The following is a 24,994-nucleotide window of genomic DNA, read 5'->3' on the forward strand; positions in this document are numbered from 1 at the left end:
CCGCGTCAGAAGCTCGGCTCAGGCGCGACGTCCGGCGTGTCGAACGCGGTGCCGAACCACTTCTCCTGCAGCTTCTTCATGCGGCCGTCGGACTTGATCTTGACGAGCGCGGTCTGCACGGCATCGAGCAGGGCCTGGTCGTCGGGCTTCTTGGTGCCGATATAACCGAAATAGCTCTTCTGGCCGAAGGGCGGCTTGACGACCGCGAAGGTGCCGGGCTGCTTCGAGGCGACGTAGGCGATGTTGGGCAGCGAGTTCGCCACCGCCGCGATGCGCCGCGCCGCGAGGTCCGCATAGGCCTCGTTGAAGCCCGGATATTCGCGCATCTCGACCGGCTTCGGCAAGGTCGCCGCGTAGGTCTTGAGCTGGGCGAGCTGGGCCGTCGCCTTGCCGGCGCCGACGGTCTTGCCGGCGATGTCCTCGGGCTTCTGGATCGAGTCGTCCTTCGCGCCCTTCAGGATGGCGACGGTCGCCTCGGCGACCGGGGACAGGAACCGGTAACGCTCCAGGCGCGCCTTGGTGATGGTGGCGGGCCCCGCCACCATGTTGAACTGGCCCGCCTCGAGGGCCGGCAGCACGCCGTCCCAGGGCAGCTCCACCCACTTGATCTTGACGCCGAGCTCCTTGCCGACCTCCGCGAAGGCGTCGACGTTGAAGCCGGCATGCTCGCCGGTCGCGTCGATGAAGTCGAAGGGCGCGAAGGCCGTCTCGGTGCCGACCTTGAGGACGCCCTCGGCCTTGACGCGCGCCAGGGCGTCCTTGGCCTGCGGGTCCTTGGCTTGCGCGTTCTGGGCCTGGGCCATCGCCGGGACGGCCATCACCAGACCGAGGCCGAGAGTGATCTGCACGAAGAGACGCTTGTTCACGCGGGCCTCCCACAGGACCGGTCGGCGCGAAGGGGCGAGGCCGACGGGTTAATATGATTAGACATAAGGACGGCTGCCGATCCTGATGTCAATCGCGGGTCATCCGGCGGGATGCGAAAAAACGCGGCATCCGGTGGCGTCCGGAGCGCCTCCCGGGATCGTCCGGTCGACCCACCAGGGCGCGGCGCCGCCGGACCGGATGCAGGTCTCCGCCCAAATTTCGTGCAGCCGCGACGGGCGCGCCAATGCCAGTGGGGCCGGCACTGCGCGAACGCAACGGCCGGTGGCGTCCTGGCGGTGGAAATCCTTGCGTCAATGATGCGGTTATACCGGGTCGGGAGTATTTTTCCTCGGAACAGGTTAGCGCGCGATCTGTTTGTGACCCACCGTCGCCGTACCGGCGACGGGGCCGAAGGGCGGCTCGCGTCGCCGGAAGGAAGAGGGACATGAGCAAGGGATATCCGTCGATGACCGCCCTGCTGGGCCTCCTGGCGGTCGCCGGCTACCAGAACCGGGACAAGATCGCCGAGTGGCTGGGCGGTCCCGACCAAGACCTCCACCGGTCGAGCGTGCCCCCGGTGCCGCAGGCCCGGCCCGGCCCCGGCGCGACGTTGCCGGCAGGCCTGGAGCGCGTCCTCGGCGGAGTGGGGTCGGCCGGGGTCGGCGGCCTCCTGGCGAGCGGCCTGAGCGAACTCGTCGAGCACTTCACGCATAGCGGCCACGGCGCGACCGCGCGGTCCTGGGTCGACCAGGGCGCCAACCAGGCCATCGCCGAGGCGGACCTCGAGCGCGCGATCGGCCCGACGACCCTCGACCACCTGATCCACCAGACCGGCCTGAGCCGGTCGGAGATCCTGGCGCGCCTGTCGCGCGACCTGCCCTCCGCGATCGATCGCTACGCGATCGACGGCCGCCGCCTCGGCTGAGCCCCGCGTCGTCCGGTGCGCGGCGGCCCCTTCCGGGACGCGGCCGCGCACAAGAGTCGACCGGACCTTAGCCGACCGGAGTTCCGCGACGCCGGGAAAGCCCCCGGGAGAGACCAGCCCCAGGAGAGACCGCGTCCATGATCGCCCGCCTGCACCGCATCCTCGTCACCGCGCTGCTCGGCGCCCTCATGGGCCTCGGGGTGATCCGGGCGCTGTTCGGCGGGCGCCCGAGGGCCGGGATCGCGGTGCCGGACCGGGGACGCGACCTCGTCGCCATCCCGGTACCGGTCGCCCGGACGGCGGGCCGTCGACGCATGGCCGCCGCGGGGCTCGCGGGCCTGCTGCTCGCGTCGGGCGCAGCCTGGATCGTCCTCCTCGACCCCGATGCGGGCCCGCGGCCGGGGTCGGCCACCCGGGAGGGTCAGGGACGGCCCCTCGCCGCGCTGTCGCCCGCCCGGCCCGGCGGCGGAGCGGCGCCGGCACCGCAAGCGGACATTCCCACGGCTCCTGCGCCGCGCGACGCGGTGCCGACGCCCGGGGCGGGATCCGACGCGCGAGCGCTCGTCACCGCAACCCCGCCCGCACCGAGCTTCGACGTCGTGCGCGTCGAGCCGAACGGCGACGCCGTGATCGCCGGCCGGGCGGCGCCGGACGCCACCGTCGAGCTGCTGGTCGACGGCCGGCCCGTGGCGAGCGCCCGGGCCGATGCCGCCGGCCGCTTCACCGTCACGCCCGAGGCGCTTCCGACCGGCGGCAGCGAGGTCACGCTGCGGGCGGTCGAGGCCGACGGCCGCGAGCAGCGCTCCCCGGCCCGGGTCGCCGTGGTGGTCGCGCCGGCGAAGGACGCCCGGCCGCTCGTCGCCCTCACGTCCCCCGACGCCCCGACCCGGGTGCTGTCGCAGCCGGACCGCCAGCGGGAGACCCGGGCGGGCGCGGCCGCCGAGCCGGGACGGCAGGCGCCGCGCGAGGGCGAGGCGCCGTCGGGCGCGTCCCAGGCCCCGGCGAGCGGGACGGAAGCGGGCGCCGGCGCTGTGGCACCGCCGACGATCGTCAGCATCGATTCCCATCCGGGCGGACGGTTGTTCGTCACCGCGCGGGCGCCAGCCGGCGCGGCGATCCGGCTGTACCTGAACGACACGCTGATCGCCCCGGCCACCGTGGCGCCCGACGGCAGCGTGACCTTCACCATCGGGCGGGGCGTGAAGCCGGGCGCCTACACGGTCCGGCTCGACCGGATGGACCCCGCGACCGGGGCGGTCCGGGCCCGCGCCGAGGTTCCGTTCACGGCGCCCGATCCGGCGCATGACGGCGGGGTCGAGTACGCCGCCCCGAATACCGCGGCATCCGGCGACGCCGCGCGTCCCCGCACGCCGCCGGCCGTGCCGAGGCAGGGGGCGGCCGAGGCCCGGTCCGGCCGGCCCGCCGTCGTCGATCCGCTCGAGACGTCGAGCACGCGCAGCCGCGGAGGCGACGCGACGAGCGCGAGCGTCTACGTCCCCGAGGTCGCCACGGCCCGCATCGTGCGGGGCGACAGCCTGTGGAGGATCAGCCGGCGCGCCTACGGCGAGGGCGACCGCTACACGGTGATCTACGACGCGAACCAGGACCAGATCCGCGATCCCGACCTCATCTACCCCGGACAGGTCTTCGTCCTGCCGACCGACGGCGCCGCCGAGCGGCGCGATTGACCCCGAAACCCGGCGCGCCGAATCGCCCGATCCGCGAATCCGAAGCGTGCCGGTTAACGGCACGGTCAGCCCGGAATGGTACGACAGACCAATTGGGCGTGGAGCCGGGGCGATAAATGGCGAGGGCGGTGCGCAAGTCTTGGGTCGGACCTCGGAGTCGGTCTCGCAGCAGGAGCAAGTCCTGGGGTAAAGGCGAGTTATATGAAACGCTCTGCCTGCTGATCATCGGCGCCGGCTGCTACCTCATCGGCAGCGTCCTGGGCATCTTCGAGGTCGTGATCGCCTTCTCGCTGCAGCACGGCCTGCTCGACCTCGTGATGCTCGCCGGCTGCATGGGAATCGCGCTGTTCGGGGCGATCATCCGCAAGTCGCTGACGCTGCGCCGCACGATGCTGGAGCGCGACGCGGCGGCCAGGCAGGCCGAGGCGATCGCGCGCCACGACGCCCTGACGGGCCTGACCAACCGGCGCCACTTCGTCGAGGCGGTGGAGCGGGCGCGCGAGCGGATGGGCGAGGGCGAGCGCGCCGCGGTGTTCCTGATCGACCTCGACCGCTTCAAGCCCGTCAACGACCTCTACGGCCACGCCGCCGGCAACGCGGTCCTGTGCACGGTGGCCGACCGCCTCCAGGAGCTGCTGCCGGCCGGCGGCATGGCGGCGCGCCTGGGCGGCGACGAGTTCGCCCTGCTGGTGCCCTTCACGGGCAGCCTCGAGACCATCAAGCGGCTGGCCCAGCAGGCGATCGCGAGCCTCACCGCGCCGATCGACTGGAACGACGGGGAGGTCAAGATCGGCGCGACCATCGGCATCGCCCTCGTCAGCGCCGAGCACGATGCGGACGCGCTCCTGCACGCGGCCGACCTGGCGATGTACCAGGGCAAGCGCGAGGGCCGCGGCACCTTCCGGGTGTTCGAGGACGCCATGGACACCGAGCTGCGCGAGCGGGCGGCGCTCGAGGCGGAGCTGCGCGAGGCCGTCGAGCGCGGCGAGATCGAGCCGTTCTACCAGCCGGTCGTCGCGCTGCCGGGGCGCGACTGCGTCGGCTTCGAGGTGCTGGCGCGCTGGCGCCACCCGACCCGCGGCCTGCTCGGTCCCGACCAGTTCATCGGGATCGCCGAGGAGACCGGCATGATCGCCGACCTCAGCTACCGGCTGCTGCAGCAAGCCTGCCGGGACGCGCTGTCCTGGCCCCCGCACCTGCAACTGGCGATCAACATCGCGCCCCAGCAGTTCCAGGATCGCGGCCTCGCGCAGCGCCTCCTCGGCATCCTGGCCGAGACCGGCTTCTCGCCCCGGCGCCTGGAGGTCGAGATCACCGAGAGCGCCCTGGTGCAGGACCTCGAGGCGGCGCGCACCACCCTGACGTCGCTGCAGAACCTCGGCGTGCGCATCGCGCTGGACGATTTCGGCACCGGCTATTCGAGCCTCTACCACCTGCGCGAGCTGAAGTTCGACAAGCTCAAGATCGACCGCTCCTACGTCGACACCATCACCCTGAGCGAGGAGCGCGCCAAGCTGGTGGACGCCATCATCAGCCTCGGGCGCAGCCTGGGCCTGGTGACGACCGCCGAGGGCATCGAGACGGATGCCAGCGTCGACTGGCTCTCCGGCCAGGGCTGCGACTTCGGCCAGGGCTACCTGTTCGGCAAGCCGATGCCGAAGGAGGAGATCGACACGCTGCTCGAGGCGGGCCCGGTCCTGCCGCGGGACGCGCCGGTGATCGCCGCAAGACCCTCGTCCGAGGTCAAGCCGTCGTCCAAGGAGGGCCCGGCCGGGGACGTGGGGCCCGCCAGGCCCGGCGCCCCGTCGATCCCGGACCACGCGATCATCCGGTACGGCCGGGTGCGCGCCGCCTGAACCCGGACGGGCCCGCACCGGGAGAAGAGGCGAGCGTCGCTCAGGCGCGCCGGTCCTCGGGACCGTCCGGCCGGCGGAACCGAGCGAAGCTTTGCGCCAGCACCGGCAGGACCGTGAGGTTCAGGAGCGTCGAGCTGGCGAGACCGCCCAGGATCACGATCGCCATCGGCCCCTCGATCTCGCGGCCGGGCTCGCTGGCGCCGAGCGCGAGCGGCAGGAGGCCGAGGCCGGTGACCAGGGAGGTCATCAGGATCGGCACCAGGCGGTCGGCGGCGCCCTCGATCGCCGTGGCGGCGTCCCAGGTCCGGCCCTCGACGAGGACCAGATGCTCGTAATGCGCGACCATCATGATCGTGTTGCGCAGCGAGATGCCGAACAGCGTCACGAAGCCGACGACGACCCCGAGGGAGACGAGGCCGCCGGTGGCGGCCACCGCCAGCACCCCGCCGACGAGGGCGAAGGGCAGATTGACGAGGATCAGCGCGAGGTTGGCGGGCGACCCGGTGACGACCGTGAGCAGCAGCAGGATCCCGATCCCGGACAGCCCGGCATGGAGCGCGAGGTCGCGGCGGGCCTGTGCCTGCGCCTCCGCCGCTCCCCCGACGCCGACATAGACGCCCGGCGGCAGCTTCACCTCGCGGGCGATCTTGCGCTTCACGGCCTCGGTGAACGAGGCGACGTCCCGGCCCTCGACGTTCGCGGTCACCACCCGCACCCGCCGGGCGCCGTGATGGGCGACGGCGTAGCGCCCGACGGTCTCGTAGACGTCGGCGACCTGCGACAGGCGGATGATGCTGCCTCCGGGGGTGCGAAGCGGCAGGTCGCCGAGGCTCGACAGCCGCGAGCGGGCGGCCGGATCGAGGACGACCACGACGTTGAACACCGCGTTGCCCTCGTAGGACTGGCCGACCGTGTCGCCCTGGAAGGCGGTGCGGGCGAGCTCCAGCACCTCGATCGCGTCGAGGCCCCAGTGGCGCAGGTCGGCGGGTCGCAGGGTGAGGTTGATCTGCGGCAGGCCGGCCGGCGAGCGGAGCTGGATGCCGACGGCACCCCGGACCTCCGCGATCTCCCGGGCCACGTCCCGGGCCGCCGCCTCGATCCGGTCGAGGTCGGTCCCGTAGACGCTCACCACCACCGGGGCGGTGAAGCCCGACACCACCTCCTCGATGCGCTCGGTGAGGAAGGTCTTGAGGGAGAAGGTCGCGCCGGGCGTCGCCGCCATCAGCGCGCGGATCGCGGCCTCGGCCCGCTCCTGGGCCTGCCCGTCGAGATCCGGCGCGAGGTCGATGTGGATCTCGCTCTCGTGCGTCCCGCCGAGGTCGTAGCCGGCTTCCGCCCGGCCGACCTGCTGGGCGACGGCCCGCACCTCGGGGATCGCCTTCAAGCCCGCCGTGACGTGGCCCCCGAGCCGCAGCGTCTCCTGCAAGGAGGTGCCCGGGGCGGTCGCCATGTGCAGGATGAAGTGCCCCTCCTTGAGGTCGGGCAGGAAGGCGCCGCCGAAGGACGGCACCGGGACGGCGCTGGCGAGGACCGCGAGGAGCCCCGCCGCGGCGACGAGGGCCGGGTGCCGGGCCAGGGCCTGCAGCAGCCGGACATAGGCGCCGCGCACCGCCCGGGCGACCGGCGGCTCCCGCGCCGGCAGGGTCTTGCGCGGCGGGGTCCCGTGCGGCGGGGGTTTGCGCCCCGCGAGCAGCAGGCGCGCCAGGGCCGGGGTGACGGTGAGCGCCACCACCAGGGAGGCCAGGACCGCCAGGATGTAGGCGAGTGCCAGGGGTCCGAACAGGCGGCCGGGCACGCCGGTGAGCGCCAGCACCGGCAGGAACACCAGCAGCACCGCGAAGGTCGCGTAGGCGACCGAGACCCGGACCTCCAGGATGGCGTCGAGCACCACCCCGGCCTCCGGCCGGGGCGCGGCGCGGCGTCGGTTCTCCCGCAGCCGGCGCATCGCGTTCTCGACGCCGATCACCGCGTCGTCCACCACCTCGCCGATCGCGATGGCGAGCCCGCCCAGCGTCATCGTGTTGAGGCTGAGGCCGAAGGCGCCGAGCACCAGGACCGCGCCGATGAGCGAGAGCGGGATCGCCGTCGCGCTGATCAGCGCCGTGCGCCAGTCGAAGAGAAAAACCACCAGGACCGCGACGACGAGGATCCCGCCGAGCGCCAGGGCCTGGAGGACGTGGCCGGTGGCCCGGGCGACGAATTCGGCCGGGCGGAAGAGGTCGGCGCGCAGGACGATGCCGTCCCTGGCGAGCCCGGGCCGCAGCTCGGCGAGCGCCGCCTCGACCCCGGCCGCCGCCTCGACGGTGTTGGCGCCGTACTGCGCACCGATCATCATCAGGACGCCCGGCTTGCCGTCGACCAGGGCGGCGCTGATCGCCGGCTCCGGGCCGTCCACCACGTCGGCGACGTCGCCCAGCACCACGCTGGCGCCGCCCTCGTTGATCAGAACCGTGCGGGCGACCGCCGCCGGCGTCACCGACTGCCCCTCGGTCTGCAGGGTGATGCGCTGGTTGACCGTGTCGATGAAGCCGGCGCCGCGCACGCCGGTCGCCTTGCGGCCGGCGGCGAGCACGTCGGCGAGCCCGATGCGGAAGCGGACGAGGTCCCGCGGCCGGACCTGGATGCGGATCGAGCGGACGTCGCCGCCATAGACCAGCACCTCGCCGACCCCCGGCACGGCGAGCAGGCGCAGGCGCACCCGCCAGTCGGCGACGGTCCGCAGGTCCATGAGCGAGCGCGAGTCCGAGGTCAGCCCGGCGAGCAGGATCGCGCTCGTCGAGGAGGTGAGCGCCGTCATCGTCGGCGCGGCCACGCCCTGCGGCAGCCGGCCGGCGACGCCCGCCAGCCGTTCGCCGACGAGCTGGCGCGCCCGATGGATGTCGGTGCCGGCGCGGAAGGTCGCGGTCACCACCGACACGCCCTGGATCGAGTTCGACCGCAGGCCGGCGAGGCCGGGCAGGCCGTTGAGGACGCCCTCGACGGCCTGGGTGACCAGCACCTCGACCTGCTCGGGGTTGAGGCCGGGCGCCTCGGTCTGCACCGTGACGCTGGGCGGGGCGAATTCCGGGAAGACATCGTACTTGGCTGAAGTCAGGGCGGCCAGGCCGTAGACGACGAGGGCCAGCGCCAGCGCAACGACGATCCCCGGCCGGCGCACGGCGAACCGCACCAGGGCCGCCTGCAGGCCGGATGGGCCGGCGGGGGCCGGCGGGGGCGGGCAAGCGTCGGCCGGAGGCGGCGCGGCCGCGTTCGGATCCGTCATGGTCGATCGGTCGGGGTCATTCGGACGCCGTCGGGTTCATCGGACTGCGCATCAATCGTCGTCCGCATCGCCGGAGGCCTGGACCTGGCTCTTCAGCTCCTCGGTGAGCACGACCTGCGGCCCGGTCACGACGATGTCGGCCTCCCCGTCGAGGTCGTCGACCACGTAGCGGTCGGCGGAGACCGCCGCGTCCGGCTTGAGGGGATGGCGGACGAAGGCGTCGGGTCCGATGCCGCGGTAGATCCAGGCGCGTCCCTGCCAGTGGATCACCGCACTCTCGGGCACGGCGACCCCGACCGCCTCCTGCGGCGAGGTCAGGAAGGCCTGCACGCTCATGCCGGGCAGGAGGCCGCTGTCGCCGGCGGCGAGGTAGAGGTAGCCGAGGCCCTGGATGCGCTGGTCGGCCCGGGTCGCCGGCGAGACGAGGCGCAGGGGCACCCGCTCGCTCTGCGGCGGCACCTCGGCGGAGGCGTCGGCCGGGGGCGGCTTCGGCGCCTCGCCGGAGGGCAGCGTGACCTGCACCAGGAGGTCGGCGCGTTCGATCAGCCGGGTGGCGAGGGGCGCCCGCTCGACGATGGCCCGGCCCAGCACCGGCCCCCATTCCTGCTGCGCCGTGGCGGCGAATGTCCGCACCTGCGACTCGGCGGCCGCGACCGCCGCCTCGTCGGTGGCGGCGGTGCCCTCGACCGTCTCGCGCTGGGCGCCCGACACGACCGTGGTGCCGAGGGTCCGCGCCCGGCGCAGGGCCCCGGCCGAGACCTCCGCCCGCGCCCTGGCGGTGCGCAGGGCGGCGACCGCCCCGGCGTAGCTGTTGGTCAGGTCGGTGACGCGGGCCGGATCGAGCACGCTGCCATAGGCCGGGATCTCGATCCGGTGCGGCTGCCGCGCGAGGCGGGCGGTCGCGACCCCGATGCGGGCCCGCTCTTCGGGGGTCAGCCGCACGACGACGCGGCCGCCCTCGGACGACACCCGCGCCGGTCCCTGGCCCTGCGCCGGCACGACCCCGCCGCCCACGCACAAAGCCAGCACCGCGGACCGCACCGCCCGTCGCATCGTCGCGCCTCCCCCGTCACAGCCCCGCTTCTAAGCAGACTTGGCTTCGCAGGCCAACGCTCCGTCCCGCTTAGAACCTTGTTCTATCGCGGACTTTTGCCGCGAAATCGCCGGCCGCTCTTGTGGAATCTGCCCGGCGCGGATTCCAGCCCAGGGCAGGGCGGCGCCTCAGGGGACGGGCTCGGGGTTGGACCTCGCGCCCTGGTTCACCGACCGCTCGACCCACGCATCCAGCAGGAGGTGCGGCAGCGTGAGGGCGGCGAGGAGCTGAAGGGTCAGGGCGAGCAGCCGCTCGGTCCCGGGCGCCTGCCGGTAGGTCGGCCAGAGGAGGAGGCCGATGAGGAGCGTGAGCCCGAAGACCGGCAGCGCCAGCACGACCGCCCGACCCATCCCGTCGACGGCCGGGGCACGGGCGGGGTCGCCGGCGAGCGCCCGCATGTGCCGCGGCGCATGCAGGCAGACGAAGTAGAGCCCGAAGGCGCTGAGCGGCGGCAGGACCAGGAAGGCGAGGCAGAGACCGGCGAGCTCGAGGAGAAGCCGGGGCGCCGGCCGTGCCGCGAGGAGCCAGACGAGCGCCAGGCAAAGCCAGGCCTGGGCGAAGAATCCCCACCAGCCCGGCAGCACCGGCATCGCCGTGTCGGTCACGACCGCGAAGATGCGGGCGGTGGCCTCGGGCCGGGCCAGTGCCGGGAGCGCGATCGGCAGGCCGCCGCGCACCAGGGCCTCGACCGGGCGGCCCGGCCCGGCATCCTCGCGGCCGAAATGCAGGACCGAGAGGGCGAGGAAGCCCGCGAGCGTCGCCTCGGGGGCGAGCCGCCAGGCGACCAGCACCGCGGCGGTGAGCGCGAGATAGGGCGCGGCGAAGACCGGGAACCAGGCCCGCCCGAAGCGCGGTCGCAGGAGGGGCTTGGCCACCTCGCCGTCGAGGGCGCCGTGCGGCACCCCGAGGCCGATGACCACGACCAGCACGGCGAGCCAGCCCGCCTCCCGCGGCAGCAGGGCGGTCGCCGCGAGGAGGATGGCGGCGGCGGGGAGCAGGCAGAACGCGGCCCCCCGCCAGGCGGCGGGCCGCGGAATCCGCGGCACCGGGGCGCCGGCCACCGCCGGGATCGGGGAGGGCCGGCGCATCGCGCCCGCCTACTCGGCCGCCGCGAGGTGGGGCCGCACCGGGGCGGCCTTGCCCTCGGCGAGGTCGCGCTCGACGCGCTTGGCGGTCTGGACGGTGGCCATCAGGCCGTAGACGACCTTCGCCACGAGATCGAGCACCGCGATGATGCCGAGGCCGAGCGCCGGCCCGAGCAGGCCGAGCCCGTCGTCGCCGAACAGCAGCACGACCGGGTAGGCGAGCCAGATCACCGACAGGAACACGGCGTTGCGCAGGAAGTCGGCCCGGGTGTCGTCGCGCTCGTGGGCGTTCTCCTCGCGCAGCTGCACGAAGATCCCGTAATACACCGCCAGGAAGGCGCCGCAGGAGATGGCGAACCAGGTCCATTTCAGCCACGCCACCTGGCTGAGGCCGAAGACCAGCGCGGTGACGATCATGATCAGGTCGGAGCCGATCATCCCGCCAACGACCGCGCGGCGGCGCATCCCGCTATGCATCGCGGTGTTGGCGAGGCCGAGCAGCAGGAGCGGCGTCGTGAACGACCAGTCGATGTAGCGCGCGAAGTAGAACGCCCGCGTGGCCGTGCCGGCATCCGGCCCGGCCGGCAGGAGGATGCTGCCCTGGCCGGTCGCCATCGCGAAGTACGAGCAGGCGGCGATGATCGGCACCAGGCCGTGGATGATGGTGTCGGCCTCCTCGGCCGGGGTGCGCCGCTTGCCGATGAACAGGATCAGGGCGGCGCCGACGCTCATGCCGGCGAAGCCGACCCAGAGCCAGAATTGCGGTGACATCAGTTCGTCCGTTGCTCGAAAAGCCAACCCCATCGCAACGGTCCCGAACGGACAGCAGCAAGGCGGCACGGCAACACAGCATCGGCCGTGAAGTTCCGCACGGTGACACAGCAAATCTGACGCAGAACCGCATAATTTCTGCTTGATCAATTACGAATAATCTAATTCTTGACCGATTGTTTCCATCCGGTTTCCAACGGCACGGGTCGCCGTCTCACGCTCTGTTCGATCGATCGCGACGAGGCCGGAAGACTTTGGACGATGCGCGGGACGAACGGGAACCGCCCGGTGCGGCGCCTCGATCATGTACGGAGCATCAGTATTCGCGCGGCTCGGGTGCGACCTCTCGCGAGCCAAGGCATCGGGACGCACGCCTCGACGGCGGGGGGCTTCGCGGCCGGTCGTCACCCGCGGCGCTTGTCGCGCACCGCCTCCTTGGTGCGGACGAGGGCGGCCTCCGCCGATTTCACGTCGCGCTGCGCGACCAGGACGAAGATCGCGTCGAGGATGTTGAGCTGGGCGATGCGCGCCGCGGCGTTCTCGCCCAGCAGCGGCGAGCCGCGGGCGGTCGAGCACAGCACCACGTCGGCGGCCTCGGCCAGCGGCGAGTGCGAGTAGTTGGTGATCGCGATGGTGCGGGCGCCCCGGCGCCGGGCGATCTGGAGCGCCTCCAGCGTCACCAGGGTCGCGCCCGAATGCGAGAAGCCGATCGCCACGTCCCGGGTGCCGAGCAGCGCGGCCGACATCGCCATCATGTGGGCGTCGTCGTAGACCGAGGCGTGGATGCCGATGCGCAGGAACTTGTGCGCGACGTCGCGGGCGATCTGGGCCGAGCCGCCGACACCGTAGAGGTCGCGCTGGCGGGCATCGGCGATGAAGTCGGCCGCGCGCTCGAAGGCGGCGACGTCGGCGATGGCGAGCGTCTCCTCCAGCGCCTGGATCGAGGCCCGGAACACCTTGCTGACGATCTCGGCGCCGGAATCGTCGGGCGAGAGCTCGTCGTGCATCTCGGCATCCGAGACGCGGACGTAGTCGGCGACGTTCTGGCGGAAGTCGCGGTAGCCGGAGAAGCCGAGCTTCTTGGCGATCTTGACCACCATCGCCTCCGAGACCCCGGCGGTCTCGGCCACGTCCTTGAGGGCGGTCTCGACGCTGAAATCGCGCCGGCCGAACACGCTGTCGACCACCTTCGCCTCGAGCGGCGTCAGGTTCGGCCGCATCATGCGGATCCGCGGCCCGACCGACTTCGGATCCATCACCTCGTTCATCGGGTCCGTCTCCTTGCCGGATGCACTGCTTTAATACCCTCGTGCCTCGGCATCGATGCCCATTCGGCCTGGCCTCGCGCCGTCGAACGGACCCGTTCAAAGGCGCGGCGGAATCACAGCCTGCTCGCCTTGAACCGAAACCTTTGCCCCACTCTAGATCTCATCCTGAGGTGTTAGTCCATCAAGGATGGACTGACCTCGAAGGAGACCTCCAGATAGCGATGAGATCCCTGGAGCCCTCCTTCGAGGTCAATCGATCACAGATCGACTGACACCTCAGGATGAGGTTGTGCATGGGAAAGAAAATTATTGCGCGACATGAGTTATCTCCATCAAACAGGTTCCCACATCTCAGGATGAGGGTGCGATAGGAATGAGAGCGTTTGCTCCAATCACACGCTCCCTCAGACGACACCCTTGCGCAGGATGAAGCAGCCATACGGGCCGGGATCGGAGGTGCGCACCACCGCGAAGGCCTGCCGGGCGGCGGCGTAGAAGTCGAACCGCTCCAGGGCCTCGACGAGGACCGGGCGGCCCTCGGCGCGGTCGGCGACCTCCTGCATCCGCTCGTGGGCGGGCATCAGCCGATCGGGATCGCCCACGACCTTCATCCGCTTCACGGGCGCCGGCACGAAGGCGTCGAGCGGCATCACCGACAGGATCGCCTCCGCGGCCCGGGGGAGATCGCAGCCGGCCATGTCGATGACGCGGCCGTGGACGGTGTGGCGGGCGATGCTGGCGGCGGGATGGTTGACGTCGCAGATCAGGAGATCGTCGCCATGCCCCATCGCCATCAGCATGCCGAGCATCTCGGCCGACAAGGCCCGGTCCAGTCCCTTGAGCATCTTCGTCCCCTCGAACGGTACGCAGGCGCGCCGCGTCAGGCTTGCGGCGGCGCGGGGCGCAGCACCGGCGCGCGCAGGCCGGCGAGCAGCGGACGCAACTGGTCGCGCACCGCCGCGATCATGCTGACCGAGAGCAGGATCCCGCCCCAGACCGCCAGCGTCAGGAACTGGCTGAGGTCGAGGAGGACGCAGGCCGTCGAGATCAGCTGAAGCACGACCAGGGCCAGGACCAGCCCGCCGACCCGGCCGAAGCCCCCCGTCGGCGAGATGCCGCCGAGCACGCAGGCGAGGATCGTGACGAGGAGGTAGCTCTCGCCGTAGGCCGCGTTGGCGGAGTTGAAGCGCGCCATCATGACGAATCCGGCGGTCGCCGCGACGAGCGAGGTCAGGACGTAGATGCGCAGCAACGCCGCCCGCGTGTCGATGCCGGAGAAGCGCACCGCCTGCTGGTTCGAGCCCATCAGGGTCAGCACGACGCCGAACGGCGTGCGGGTGAGCAGGATGCCGAGGGCGAGCGCGACGAGCCCGAACAGCAGGAGCGGCGTCGGGACGCCGAGCACCGAGCCGCTGCCGATGAACAGGATGGCGGGCGGGAAGTCGGAGACGACGCTGCCGCGGGTGAGCCCGATCGCCAGGCCCTTGACCAGCGTCATGGTCCCGAGGGTCGCCAGGATCGGCGAGACGCGCAGGTAGCCGATCAGGGTGCCGTTTAGGAGGCCGACCAGGGCGGCCGCCGCGAGCCCCGCGACGAGCGCTCCCGCCTCGTAGGCGACGAGCAGGGCGCCGCCCGCGCCGTCGGGGGCGGATTTCAGCACCGCGGCCGCCGCGAGCGCGGCGAGGTTCGCGGTCGCGATAATCGACAGATCGAGGCCGCCGGAGAGCAGCGTCACCATCATGGCGAGGGACAGGAGGCCGAGTTCCGGCAGCTGGAAGGCCATCGAGCGCAGGCCCGCCGGGGCGAAGAGCCGGTCGCCGACGAGCGGCGCGACGGCGAGGCACAGGACGGCCAGGAGGCCCAGCAGCCGCAGGTTGGTGCGGCCGACGGTCCGCAGGAGGATGTCCGGCATCAGGCGAGCCCCGGGGAATCGTGCCAGCGGCGGCGGGCGCGGGCCGCCATGCCGGCGACGGCGGCGACGATGACGAGGCCGGTGAAGAAGTCCGTCCAGTAGGACGACACGCCGAGCAGCGCGAGGCCGTTCTTCATGATGACGACGAGGGCGAGGCCGAGGATCGCGCCCAGGACCGAGCCGTGGCCGCCGTCGAGGCTCGCCCCGCCGAGCACGGCGGCGGCCACGACCTCGAGCTCGCGCCCGACCAGCGCGGTGGGCGACACCGACTGGGTGTACTGGGCCTGGACCAGGGAGGCGAGGCCGGCGACGAGGCCCATATAGCCGTAGACGAGCAGATTGAGGCGGGTGGTGCCGAAGCCGACGCGCCGGGCCGCCTCCGGGTTGCCGCCGAGCGCGAAGACCTGCCGGCCGAAATGGGTCCGGTTGAGCAGGAACCAGGCACTCGCGAAGGCGAGCACCAGCGCCCAGATCTGCAGGCTGATCGCGTAGACGTTGCCCTTGGCGTCGGTGGTGACCAAGAGGTCGACCGGGTCGCCGAACCAGGCCGGCAGGGTGAAGATGTCCTGGCCCCGGGTCACGGTGAGCAGGATGCCGTAGATCACGCTCTGCGTGGCGATGGTGACGATGATGCTGGCGATGCCGAGCGTGCTCACTAGGACGCCGTTGACGAGGCCCAGCGCGAGCCCGATCCCGCCGGCGATGGCGACGATCTCGCCCCAGCCGGCCCCGCTCGCGTTGGCGACGGTGAGCGCGGCGTACTGCGCCACCGAGGCGACCGCCGCGAACGAGATGTCGATGCCGCCGGCGATCAGGACGACGAGCAAACCCGAGACCAGGATGCCGTTGAACGCCGTCGCGTTCAGCATCTCCAGGATGTTCTGGACGCTGAGGAAGTTCGGCCTGAGCGCGGTCAGCACCACGACCATGCCGAGGACGACGAGCCCGAGCCAGAGTTCCTGCGGCGCGCGCCCGCCGCGCGTTGCGTTACGCATGAACCATCCTCCTCAAGTCGGGCTCGGCGACGTGGTGCGCCATGACCTCGCCGGTCAGCCGGCCCTCCCGCATCACCAGGATCCGGTCGCAATGGTAGAGGACCTCGGGGATCTCGTCGGAGATCATGATGACGGCGAGCCCCTGCGCCGCGAGGTCCTTCACGAGCTGGTAGATGCCGTCCTTGCCGTGCAGGTCGACGCCGACCGTCGGGCTGTCGAGGATCAGCACGCGGGGCTTGGTGGCGAGCCACTTGGCGATCACCACCCGCTGCTGGTTGCCACCCGAGAGCGTCCGAACCGGGTCGTCCGGGGTGCCGATCTTGATCGCGAGGTCGCGGATCCAGTCGCGGATCAGGCCGGCCTCGCGGCGCCGCCGCAGAAAGCCGAGGCGGTCCTTCAGCGTGTCGAGCACCGTGACCGTGACGTTGGCGCCGATCGACTGCTCGAGGACGAGCGACAAGGACAGCCGGTCCTCCGGCACGTAGGCGATGCCGCGCGCAATGGCGTCGCGGTTGGAGCGAAACGTCACCGCCTCGCCGTCGATCCGGATGGTGCCGGCATCCGGCGCGTTCATGCCGAAGAGCGACAAAGCCAGCTCGGTCCGGCCGGAGCCGAGGAGGCCGGTCAGGCCGAGGATCTCGCCGGGATAGAGCGCGAAGCCGACATCCTGGTACTCGCCCGCCTTGCACAGGCCCTCGACGGAGAGCACCGGACGCTCGCGCGGGACCGCGCGGTCCTTAGTCTCGTAGGTGAAGGACTTGCCCGACATCAGCACGGCGAGGCGCTGCTCGGTCATGTCCTTGGCGTCGTAGGTGCCGAGCTTCACGCCGTCGCGGATCACCGTGACCCGCTCGGCGATCTCCAGCACCTCGTCGAAGCGGTGGCTGACGAACAGCACGCTGATGTCGCGGCGCTTCAGCTCCAGGGTCAGCGCCAGCAGCGCGTCGACCTCGTGGCGGGTCAGCGAGGCGGTCGGCTCGTCCATGATCACGAGCTTGGCATCCGCGGCGATCGCCCGGCAGATCGCCACGAGCTGCCGGTTGGCGATCGACAGGTGCGACACGCGCTCGTCGAGGTCGAGCGCGACGCCGATGCGCCGCATCGCCGCCTCGGCGACCTCCCGCATCGTCTTGCGCTTCACGAGCCCGGTGAGGCCGCGATGCTGCGCGATGGCGATGTTCTCGGCGACCGTGAGGTTCGGAAAGAGCGACAGGTCCTGGTAGATCACCTGGACGCCGAGCGCGCTGCTCTCGACGGGCGTGAGCCGGGCGTGCTCGCGCCCCTCGACCACGATACGGGCGCCGGGATCGGGATCCTGCACGCCCGAGATGATCTTGATCATCGTGGACTTGCCCGAGCCGTTGCCGCCGACGAGGCAGTGGATCTCGCCGCGAGCCAGGTCGAAGTCGAGGTTCGACAGGGCCTGGACCCCGCCGAAGCGCTTCGACACGCCCCGCATTTCCAGGAACATCATGGTTGGGGTCCGCACTGACAGAGCTGTCCGGTGAAGAGAATGGCGCGGGTTTTCCCCCTCTCCCCGCGGGCGGGGAGAGGGTCACGGCCCCCGTGTCGGGGTCGTGACAAGCGGAGGCGAAGCCGGAGCGAGGGTGAGGGGGTGTCCCCGGAGGAGCCTCGTTCGGCACCACCCCCTCACCCTCGCGGCGAACCTGCGGTTCGCAGCTCGCTGCGTCTCCTGAACGGAGACGCAGCCCTCTCCCCGCCCGCGGGGAGAGGAGAACACCCGCGCATCGTCCTCCCCGGCCCAGCCGCATCCGGGAGCGGGCCGAGCCGAAGCCCGCCCCTCAGAGCCCCATCTTCACCAGGTCGCCCACCGTCATCTTGTTGATCGTGAGCACGCGATCGACCTGGATCACCCGGTTCGCCTCGTCGACCGTGGCGGGTCCGAGCGTCGGGATCTCGATGCCGGTCTTGATCGGCGTGCCGTCGAGGACCATCCGGGCGACCGCGACCATGCCGTAGCCGGCATCCTTCGGGTTCCACAGGAAGCCCTCGCGGATCGCGCCGCTCATCAGCAGGGCCTGGGCCTGGGCGGGGATCATCGTGCCGACGACTGCGACCTTCTTCTCCAGGCGGCGCTGCTTGATCACGTTGCCGGCGCCGATCGGGCCGTTCGAGCCCATCGAGACGATGCCGCGCACGTCCGGGTAGGTCTGCAGCACCTGCTGGGTCACCCGCGAGGATTCGTCGATCAGGTCGGCGCCGGGGAAGCGGTCGGCAACCATCCGCATCTTGGGGTAGTGCGCCTTCTGGTAGGCGATGGCGGCATCGGCCCACGAGTTGTGGCCCGGGGTCGTCAGCGTGCCGACCAGGACGACGTAGTCGCCTTCCTCGCCCATCTCGCGGGCGAGCGCCTTCATCTGCATCTCGCCGTAATTCTTGGCGCTGATCAGCTCCAGGTCCCAGGTCTTGCCGTCCTGGTTCTCGCCTTCCTGCGTGATGACGACGATGCCGGCGTCGCGCGCGCGCTTCACGGCCTGGGCGGTCACCTTCACGTCGAGGGGAACGAGGCCGATCACGTCGACCTTCTTGGCGATCAGGTCGTCGATGAGCTTGACCTGCTGGGCCGGATCGACCTGGGCCGGGCCGACCATCGTGGTGGTGATGTTGAACTGCTTGCCGGCGGCCTCGAGCCCCTGGTTGAGGATGTTGAACCAGGGCACGCTGGCGGCCTTCACCACCGTCGCCATCGTCTTGGGCGCGGCCGCGAAGGCCCGGGTCGCCGGGAGCGGCCCGGCGAGCGCCAGGCCACCGAGCATCTTGAGAGTGGTGCGTCGATCCATGGTGCGTTCCCCAACCCCGTTGCGACCGGTCGTGACAGGTTCGCATTATTTACTGCAACACAGGTATGCGTGAAGCGTGGGGCGTGTCAAGCATCGACCGGTCGACGCGTACGGAGCGCATTTGCTGCAGCGCACCACGATGGACGGTGCTCAACAGGGGGTGATCCGACATCTCGTCACTTTACAAATTTACATTGATCCGTGATGTTGCGGCCAGACACAGGAGACTCGCCGGTGACATCCGCCCCCGTGCGCTTCGCGACGCGCCTGAACTCGTTCGCCTCGCAGCCCGACGCCTTCTGGCCCAAGGGCCACGGCAAGCCGAGCCCGCTGGAGATGGCGGCCCGCGCCGCGACGGCGCGCGGCCTGACCGACGTCGACCTGAACTTTCCCGATCACCTCGGGCCCGATCCGCGGGCGACCGGCAACGCGATCCGCGACCTCGGCCTGACCGTGAACGGCCTGGCGATGCGCTACTACTCCAACCCGGCCTTCAAGATCGGCGCCTTCACCAACCCCGACCCGGCGGTGCGGCGCGAGGCCATCGACCTGACGAAGCGCGGCATCGATGCGGGCCGCGAGGCCGGCTGCAACCTGATGACCCTGTGGCTCGGCCAGGACGGCTTCGACTACGCCTTCCAGGCCGACTACGCCAAGCTCTGGGCCGACGAGATCGACGGCATCCGCGAGGTCGCGCTGCACGACCCCGAGTGCCTGATCAGCATCGAGTACAAGCCGAACGAGCCGCGCTCCTACAGCCTGCTGCCCGACTGCGCCACGACCCTGCTGGCGCTGAAGGAGATCGACCTGCCGAATCTCGGCGTCACGCTCGACTTCGCGCACGTCCTCTACGCCGACGAGCAGCCGGCCTTCGTGGCGGCGCTGATCGGCCGGCACAGCCGCATCCTCGGCCTGCACCTCAACGACGGCTACGCCAAGCGCGACGACGGGCTGATGGTCGGCGCGGTCCACCCGGTCCAGACGATCGAGCTCCTGCGGCAGGTCCGCAAGGACGGCTTCCACGGGCCGATCTACTTCGACACCTTCCCGGACCTGACCGGCCTCGACCCGGTGGCCGAGTGCGAGGCCAACATCGCCACGGTCACGGCGATGCTCGGCGTCGTCGACACGCTCGAGGGCGACAACGCGCTGAGCGCGGCGGTCGCCCGCCAGGACGCGGTCGCGAGCCAGAACCTCGTCCGCAAGGCGATGCTCGGCCGCTGAGGCCGGCCCGATCCCGGTCGCACCCATCAAGAACACGAGGAGGAACGCCATGAAGTCGCTGCTGCTGTCCGGGTTCATGCTGCTCGCCGCCACCGTCGCGCTCGCCTCGAGCGCCGCGCAGGCGCAGGAACTGAAGCCCCTGAACCCGGATACCGAGACGGACCGGATCGACTGGAGCCAGCTGGCCACGAAGCTCGGCCCGATGCCCAAACCCGCCGCCGGCACCCGCGTCGGGGCGGTGTCGAAGACCCTGACCAACGAGTATTGGCGCCTCCTCGGCGAGGGTTACCAGTCGCTGGGCAAGAAGCTCGGCGTGAAGGTCGCCTACCAGGCGGCCCAGAACGAGGGCGACCAGGTCGGCCAGCTCTCGATCGCCGAGACGATGGTCGCGCAGGGCGTCAACGTGCTGCTGGTCTCGCCGCAGACCAACGCCAACCTCGAGCCGATCCTCGGCGAGGCCAAGCAGGCCGGCATCCCGGTCGTCAACGTCAACGACGCGGTGATCCCGCTGGCGCCGCACTACGTCGGCAATGTGCAGCGCGACAACGGCGTGCGTGTCGCCCGCTGGTTCATCGCCAACCGTCCGGACGGCGGCAAGCTCGCGGTGATCGAGGGCCAGGCCGGCGTCTTCGCGGCGACCCAGCGGACTGCCGGCTTCAAGGCGACCATCGCGGCGGAGGGCGGCAAGTTCAAGGTCGTGGCCAGCGTGCCGGGCAACTGGGACCGCCAGCTCTCCTACGACGCCGCCACCACGCTGCTGCAGCAGCACCCCGACCTCGTCGGCTTCTACTGCAACAACGACACGATGGCGCTCGGCGTCGTCGAGGCGGTGAAGAACGCGAACCTCCTGGGCAAGGTCGCGGTGTTCGGCACCGACGGCATCACCGACGCCCACGCGTCGATCCGCGCCGGCGAACTGACCGGCACCGTCGACAGCTTCCCGGTGCTGACCGGCGAGGTCGCCATGGAGGCGGCCCTGCGCATCCTCGCCAAGGAGCCGGTGCCGCGGGTCGTCGCGACCCCGCAGGCCCTGATCACCAAGGACAACATCGAGCGCTACAAGGGCAAGGGCGCCGACCTGCGGGCGGTGCTTGAGGAGGATGTCCGGTCGGGGAAGTAAGCGGAGGCTCGGACCCCCGACCGATGGGGTTCGCCCTCAGGAGAGCCGATCGAACGGACCGGGAGCCTGTGCGACCGAACACAGAGGCCTCGTGCGATACGGTCCATCCCGCTCTCGACCTCATCCTGAGGTGCGACCATCGGGAGCCTCGAAGGAGGGATCCAGGGATCGCACAGGTTTCTGGAGCCCTCCTTCGAGGTTAGTCGATCTTCAATCGCCTAACACCTCAGGATGAGGTGAGTGGACAGGATATCCCAAGTCAGATTTCAGTTTTTAAAAGATCAATCTGCTCGATCAGGCTCCTGGGACGGGGCCGCGGTCGTGAGACCCTCGTGGCTTTGGTCGAACAGGCTCTCCGATCGTCCGACGCCCACCGGAACAGTCCCGCCCCGGTCCCCGCCACCCCTCCAACCCCGGTCACGCCATGGCATCCGACGCCCCCCTGCGCCTCCACATCCAGGGCCTCACCAAGCGCTTCCCGGGCGTCGTCGCGCTAGGCGAGATGTCGCTGCGGGTCCGGCCCGGAGAGGTGCATGCGCTGCTCGGCGAGAACGGGGCCGGCAAGTCGACGCTGATGCGGATCCTGTCGGGCGTGCTCCGGCCCGACGAGGGGACCATCGCGGTGGACGGGGAGGAACTGACCCTGCGCTCGCCGCTCGCGGCCCGCCGCGCCGGCATCGCGATGATCCACCAGGAGCTGCAGCAAGTCCCCGAGCTGACCGTGGCGCAGAACATGTTCCTGGGCCGGGCCTTGCGCCGGGGCGGGCTCTTCGTCGACCGCGCCCGGCAGGAGGCGCTCGCCGCCGAGGCCCTGGCGCCGCTCGATGCCTCGATCCGCCCGGACGCGCCGATCCGCAGCCTCCGGGTGGCGCAGCGCCAGATCGTCGAGATCGCCCGGGCGCTCCTCGACAACGCCCGCATCATCGCCATGGACGAGCCGACCTCGAGCCTGACGCCGAGCGAGTTCGAGCGCTTGGCCGCCGTCATCGCCGGGCTCGCCGCCCGGGGCGTCTCGATCATCTACGTCTCGCACAAGATGGACGAGGTGTTCCGGATCTGCAGCCGCGCGACGATCATGCGCGACGGGCGGTTCGTCGCCGATCTCGACCTCGCCGGGACCACCGAGGGCGCCGTCGTCGCCCAGATGGTCGGCCGCGAGCTCGCGGTGGCGGAGCACCGCTCCTCGGTGCAGGCCGAAACCGTCCTGTCGGTGCGCGGCCTGAGCGCCGGGACGAAGGTGGTCGATGCGAGCTTCGACCTGCGGCGCGGCGAGGTTCTGGGCATCGCCGGGCTGATCGGCTCGGGCCGCACCGAGCTCTTGCGCCTCATCGCCGGCGCCGATCGGCGCAGCAGCGGCACCGTCGCGGTCAACGGCCGGCCGCTCGCGCGGGCCGGCACCCGCGCGGCGATCGCGGCCGGCATCGGGCTGGTGCCCGAGGAGCGCAAGCGCGACGGCATCGTGCCCCAGCGTTCGATGGTCGCCAACGTGGCCCTGCCGTCGATGCCCCGGTTCGCGCCCCGCGGCGTCGTGCGCGGGCGCAGGCTCCGGGCCGAGGCCGGGCGCCTCCTCGCCGAGGTGAACCTGCGGCCGATGCAGATCGACCGGCCGATCCGCCTATTCAGCGGCGGCAACCAGCAGAAGGGCATCATCGCCCGCTGGATCGCCGCCGGCACCCAGATCCTGCTCTTCGACGAGCCGACCCGCGGCATCGACATCGGCGCCAAGGCGGAGATCTACGGGCTGATCGAGCGGCTCGCCGCCGAGGGCAAGTCGATCATCGTCGTCTCCTCGGAGCTGCCCGAGCTGCTGCGCCTCTCCGACCGGGTGCTCGTCATGCGCCAGGGCCGGATCGCCGCCGAGCTTCCGCGCGAGGCGCTGAGCGAGCAGGCGATCGTCGCCCACGCCGTTCCCCAATCCGTCCGCGCCGCCTGATCCTTCGATCCTCCATTCCGCGCCGTCGAGGCCCGCCCATGCTCACCCTGACCGACAAAGCCGCCCCCGCGCCCGGCGCGACGACGCGCTTGCGCGTGCCGTTGCGCGATTTCGGCACCCTGCTCGGCCTCGTGCTGATCGTTCTGGTGTTCGCGGTGGCGGCCCCGGGCTTCCTGACCGAGCGCAACCTCCTCAACATCCTGCAGCAATCGAGCATCAACGCCTGCGTGGCGCTCGGCATGACGCTGGTGATCGTGTCGGGCGGCATCGACCTCTCGGTCGGCCCGGTCGCGGCGCTCTCGGCGGTGCTGTCGGCGAGCCTGATGGTCGCCGGCGTGCCGCCGGTGCTCGCGGTGCTGGCCGGGCTGGCGCTCGGCGCGGCCTGCGGCGCGGTCAACGGCGCGCTGATCTGCTTTGGCGGCCTCCAGCCCTTCATCGTCACGCTCGGCACGCTGAGCACCTACCGGGCGCTGGCCCTGATCGCCACGGACGGCAACCCGATCTTCGGCGTGCCGCAGAGCTTCCGGGCGCTGGTGAACGGCACCGTCGCCGGCATCCCGATGGCGGTGGTGGTGGTGCTGGTCGTGGCGCTCCTCGCCGGGCTGATCCTGCGCAAGACGCCGTTCGGCGAATACCTCCTGGCGGTCGGCGGCAACGAGGAGGCCGCCCACATCGCCGGCGTGCCGATCGCGCTCACCAAGATCGGCGCCTACATGCTGTCGGGCCTGCTCGCGGCGCTCGCCGCGACGATCCTGGTCGGCCGCCTCGGCGCCGCCGAGCCGATCCTCGGCAACCTGTGGGAGCTCGACGCCATCGCGGCGGCGGCGATCGGCGGCGCCTCGCTGATGGGCGGCAAGGGCAGCATCCTCGGCACCCTGCTCGGGGCGGTCATCCTCGGCGCCATGCGCAACGGGCTGACGCTGATGAACGTGCAGGCCTTCTACCAGCTGCTCGCCACCGGCCTCATCATCTTGCTCGCCATGCTGGTCGACCGTTTCGCCCGGGGGCGCGCATGACCACGCTCGACGAGACCTCCCCGGACATCGCCGGGCAGGGGACGGGGCCCGCGGTCGTCGTGGTCGGCAGCCTGCACTACGACATCACGGTCGACGCGCCCGACCGCCCCCGCAGGGGCGAGACGGTGACCGGCCGGCGCTGGGCCCCGAAATTCGGCGGCAAGGGCGGCAACCAGGCCGCGGCGGCGCAAGCGCAGGGCGTCGCGACCGCCATGGTCGGCGCGGTCGGCGACGACGATTTCGGCCGCGGACTGCTCGTCGGCCTCGATCGTGCCGGCGTGGATCGGTCCGCCGTGGCGGTGCTGCCCGGGACCGGGTCGGGCATGAGCGTGGCGATCTTCGACGACGGCGGCGATTACGGTGCGGTCATCGTCTCGGGCGCGAACCTCGCGATCCGGGACGACCAGATCCCGGACGCCCGCCTCGGGCAGGCGCGGGTGCTGATCCTGCAGAACGAGATTCCGGAGGCGGTCAACGCCGCGGTGGCGCGCCGCGCCCGGCAGCTCGGCCTCGCCACGATCCTCAACGCGGCGCCGGCCCGGTCCTTCACGACGGATCTGCCCGACCACGTCGACATCCTGGTCGTCAACGCGATCGAGGCCGAGATGCTCGGCGGCGGGACGGTGGAGTCGCTGGAGGACGCCGAGAGGGCCGCCGACATCCTCGCCACCCGCTTCGGCCTCGTCGTGGTGACGGCGGGCGGCGACGGCGTGGCGATGGCGGGCGCCGCCACGCACCCGGTGGCGCTGCCGGCCCTGCCGATCACCGTCGTCAGCACCCACGGCGCCGGCGACATGTTCGTGGGCACCTTCGCGGCGCACCTCGCCCGGGGGGACGCCCCCGAGACCGCGCTGCACGCCGCCAACGCGGCCGCCGCGCGCCTGGTCTCGACGCCGGAGCACGCGCGCCCATCGCTCTGAAGGCGCGCCCGACCGGGCATCGGATCCCCGGCGGGGGCCGCCGCCCTGGAATGTCCGAGCGCTCGCGCCGGGCGGGGACGCCCCAAAGGGAAGGGGCCCCGGGTCGCGACGACCCGGGGCCCCTTCGTTTCGTCCACCGTGCGGTGCGGGCGGAAGCCCGATCCGATCAGCGGAGGAGCTGGAGGACCTGCTGGTCGCGCTGGGTGGCGAGCGACAGGGCGGTCTGGGCGAGCTGGCCGCGGGTGTTGAGCGAGCTCA

General features: G+C 71.6%; 19 protein-coding genes. 8 read left to right on the plus strand and 11 right to left on the minus strand.

The genetic code is table 11. From position 1 onward, the window contains the following. Nucleotides 1-5 precede the first annotated feature (5 nt). A complete protein-coding gene (locus BMX97_RS11275; protein WP_091749955.1) occupies nt 6-818 on the minus strand; it encodes a transporter substrate-binding domain-containing protein in 813 nt (270 codons plus the stop codon). Between the two features lie 494 nt (nt 819-1,312). On the opposite strand from BMX97_RS11275, the gene BMX97_RS11280 reads away from it, so the two are divergent. From BMX97_RS11280 to BMX97_RS11290, 3 genes are all read left to right on the plus strand, one after another. Then, nucleotides 1,313-1,792 carry a YidB family protein gene (locus BMX97_RS11280; protein WP_091749505.1) on the plus strand — a complete coding sequence of 160 codons (480 nt, stop codon included), beginning with the start codon at nt 1,313-1,315 and terminating at the stop codon, nt 1,790-1,792. Nucleotides 1,793-1,929: 137 nt separating this feature from the next. Further along, nucleotides 1,930-3,480 (plus strand): LysM peptidoglycan-binding domain-containing protein, encoded by a 1,551-nt coding sequence (locus tag BMX97_RS11285; protein ID WP_091749508.1) that lies wholly within the window; start codon nt 1,930-1,932, stop codon nt 3,478-3,480. 116 nt (nt 3,481-3,596) lie between these two features. Beyond that, nucleotides 3,597-5,336, plus strand: coding sequence for a putative bifunctional diguanylate cyclase/phosphodiesterase (locus tag BMX97_RS11290; RefSeq protein WP_091749511.1), 1,740 nt, complete (start codon nt 3,597-3,599; stop codon nt 5,334-5,336). Between the two features lie 40 nt (nt 5,337-5,376). Here BMX97_RS11290 and BMX97_RS11295 read toward each other — a convergent pair whose 3' ends face one another. The 10 genes from BMX97_RS11295 to BMX97_RS11340 all read right to left on the minus strand — a co-directional run bounded on the left by BMX97_RS11295 (nt 5,377) and on the right by BMX97_RS11340 (nt 18,523). Next, nucleotides 5,377-8,598 carry an efflux RND transporter permease subunit gene (locus tag BMX97_RS11295; RefSeq protein ID WP_091749514.1) on the minus strand — a complete coding sequence of 1,074 codons (3,222 nt, stop codon included), beginning with the start codon at nt 8,596-8,598 and terminating at the stop codon, nt 5,377-5,379. A gap of 51 nt (nt 8,599-8,649) precedes the next feature. After that, nucleotides 8,650-9,651, minus strand: coding sequence for an efflux RND transporter periplasmic adaptor subunit (locus tag BMX97_RS11300; protein WP_244538380.1), 1,002 nt, complete (start codon nt 9,649-9,651; stop codon nt 8,650-8,652). Between the two features lie 168 nt (nt 9,652-9,819). Further along, nucleotides 9,820-10,779 carry a Brp/Blh family beta-carotene 15,15'-dioxygenase gene (locus tag BMX97_RS11305; RefSeq protein WP_091749518.1) on the minus strand — a complete coding sequence of 320 codons (960 nt, stop codon included), beginning with the start codon at nt 10,777-10,779 and terminating at the stop codon, nt 9,820-9,822. A gap of 9 nt (nt 10,780-10,788) precedes the next feature. Then, nucleotides 10,789-11,547: a bacteriorhodopsin gene (locus BMX97_RS11310; RefSeq protein WP_060850066.1), complete on the minus strand. Its 759-nt coding sequence runs from the start codon at nt 11,545-11,547 to the stop codon at nt 10,789-10,791. Between the two features lie 404 nt (nt 11,548-11,951). After that, nucleotides 11,952-12,815: a MurR/RpiR family transcriptional regulator gene (locus tag BMX97_RS11315; protein WP_091749520.1), complete on the minus strand. Its 864-nt coding sequence runs from the start codon at nt 12,813-12,815 to the stop codon at nt 11,952-11,954. A 404-nt stretch (nt 12,816-13,219) separates the two neighbouring features. Further along, complete coding sequence (locus BMX97_RS11320) at nt 13,220-13,660, minus strand: RbsD/FucU family protein (protein WP_091749523.1); 441 nt, start codon at nt 13,658-13,660, stop codon at nt 13,220-13,222. Nucleotides 13,661-13,695: 35 nt separating this feature from the next. After that, the gene (locus BMX97_RS11325; RefSeq protein WP_091749525.1) at nt 13,696-14,727 is read right to left on the minus strand and encodes an ABC transporter permease; all 1,032 of its coding nucleotides are present in this window, start codon (nt 14,725-14,727) and stop codon (nt 13,696-13,698) included. Beyond that, on the minus strand, nt 14,727-15,722 hold the full coding sequence (locus BMX97_RS11330; protein WP_091749528.1) for an ABC transporter permease: 996 nt from the start codon (nt 15,720-15,722) through the stop codon (nt 14,727-14,729). Before BMX97_RS11330 ends, BMX97_RS11325 begins: the two co-directional genes overlap by 1 nt. Continuing rightward, nucleotides 15,715-17,196: a sugar ABC transporter ATP-binding protein gene (locus tag BMX97_RS11335; RefSeq protein WP_244538381.1), complete on the minus strand. Its 1,482-nt coding sequence runs from the start codon at nt 17,194-17,196 to the stop codon at nt 15,715-15,717. The genes BMX97_RS11330 and BMX97_RS11335 overlap by 8 nt, the downstream gene beginning before the upstream one ends. A 328-nt stretch (nt 17,197-17,524) precedes the next feature. Further along, the gene (locus BMX97_RS11340; protein WP_091749531.1) at nt 17,525-18,523 is read right to left on the minus strand and encodes a substrate-binding domain-containing protein; all 999 of its coding nucleotides are present in this window, start codon (nt 18,521-18,523) and stop codon (nt 17,525-17,527) included. Between the two features lie 249 nt (nt 18,524-18,772). Between BMX97_RS11340 and BMX97_RS11345 the strand changes: the two genes are divergently transcribed. From BMX97_RS11345 to BMX97_RS11365, 5 genes are all read left to right on the plus strand, one after another. Beyond that, a complete protein-coding gene (locus BMX97_RS11345; RefSeq protein ID WP_244538389.1) occupies nt 18,773-19,747 on the plus strand; it encodes a sugar phosphate isomerase/epimerase family protein in 975 nt (324 codons plus the stop codon). A gap of 49 nt (nt 19,748-19,796) precedes the next feature. Beyond that, nucleotides 19,797-20,867, plus strand: a complete 1,071-nt coding sequence (locus BMX97_RS11350) for a sugar ABC transporter substrate-binding protein (protein ID WP_091749536.1) — start codon at nt 19,797-19,799, stop codon at nt 20,865-20,867. A 424-nt stretch (nt 20,868-21,291) separates the two neighbouring features. Further along, complete coding sequence (locus BMX97_RS11355; protein WP_091749539.1) at nt 21,292-22,800, plus strand: sugar ABC transporter ATP-binding protein; 1,509 nt, start codon at nt 21,292-21,294, stop codon at nt 22,798-22,800. Between the two features lie 38 nt (nt 22,801-22,838). Continuing rightward, nucleotides 22,839-23,816, plus strand: coding sequence for an ABC transporter permease (locus BMX97_RS11360; protein WP_091749542.1), 978 nt, complete (start codon nt 22,839-22,841; stop codon nt 23,814-23,816). Further along, nucleotides 23,813-24,736, plus strand: coding sequence for a PfkB family carbohydrate kinase (locus BMX97_RS11365; RefSeq protein WP_091749546.1), 924 nt, complete (start codon nt 23,813-23,815; stop codon nt 24,734-24,736). The genes BMX97_RS11360 and BMX97_RS11365 overlap by 4 nt, the downstream gene beginning before the upstream one ends. Nucleotides 24,737-24,994 lie beyond the last annotated feature (258 nt).

The sequence above is a fragment of the Methylobacterium sp. ap11 genome (genome assembly GCF_900110515.1).
GTDB lineage: Bacteria > Pseudomonadota > Alphaproteobacteria > Rhizobiales > Beijerinckiaceae > Methylobacterium > Methylobacterium ajmalii.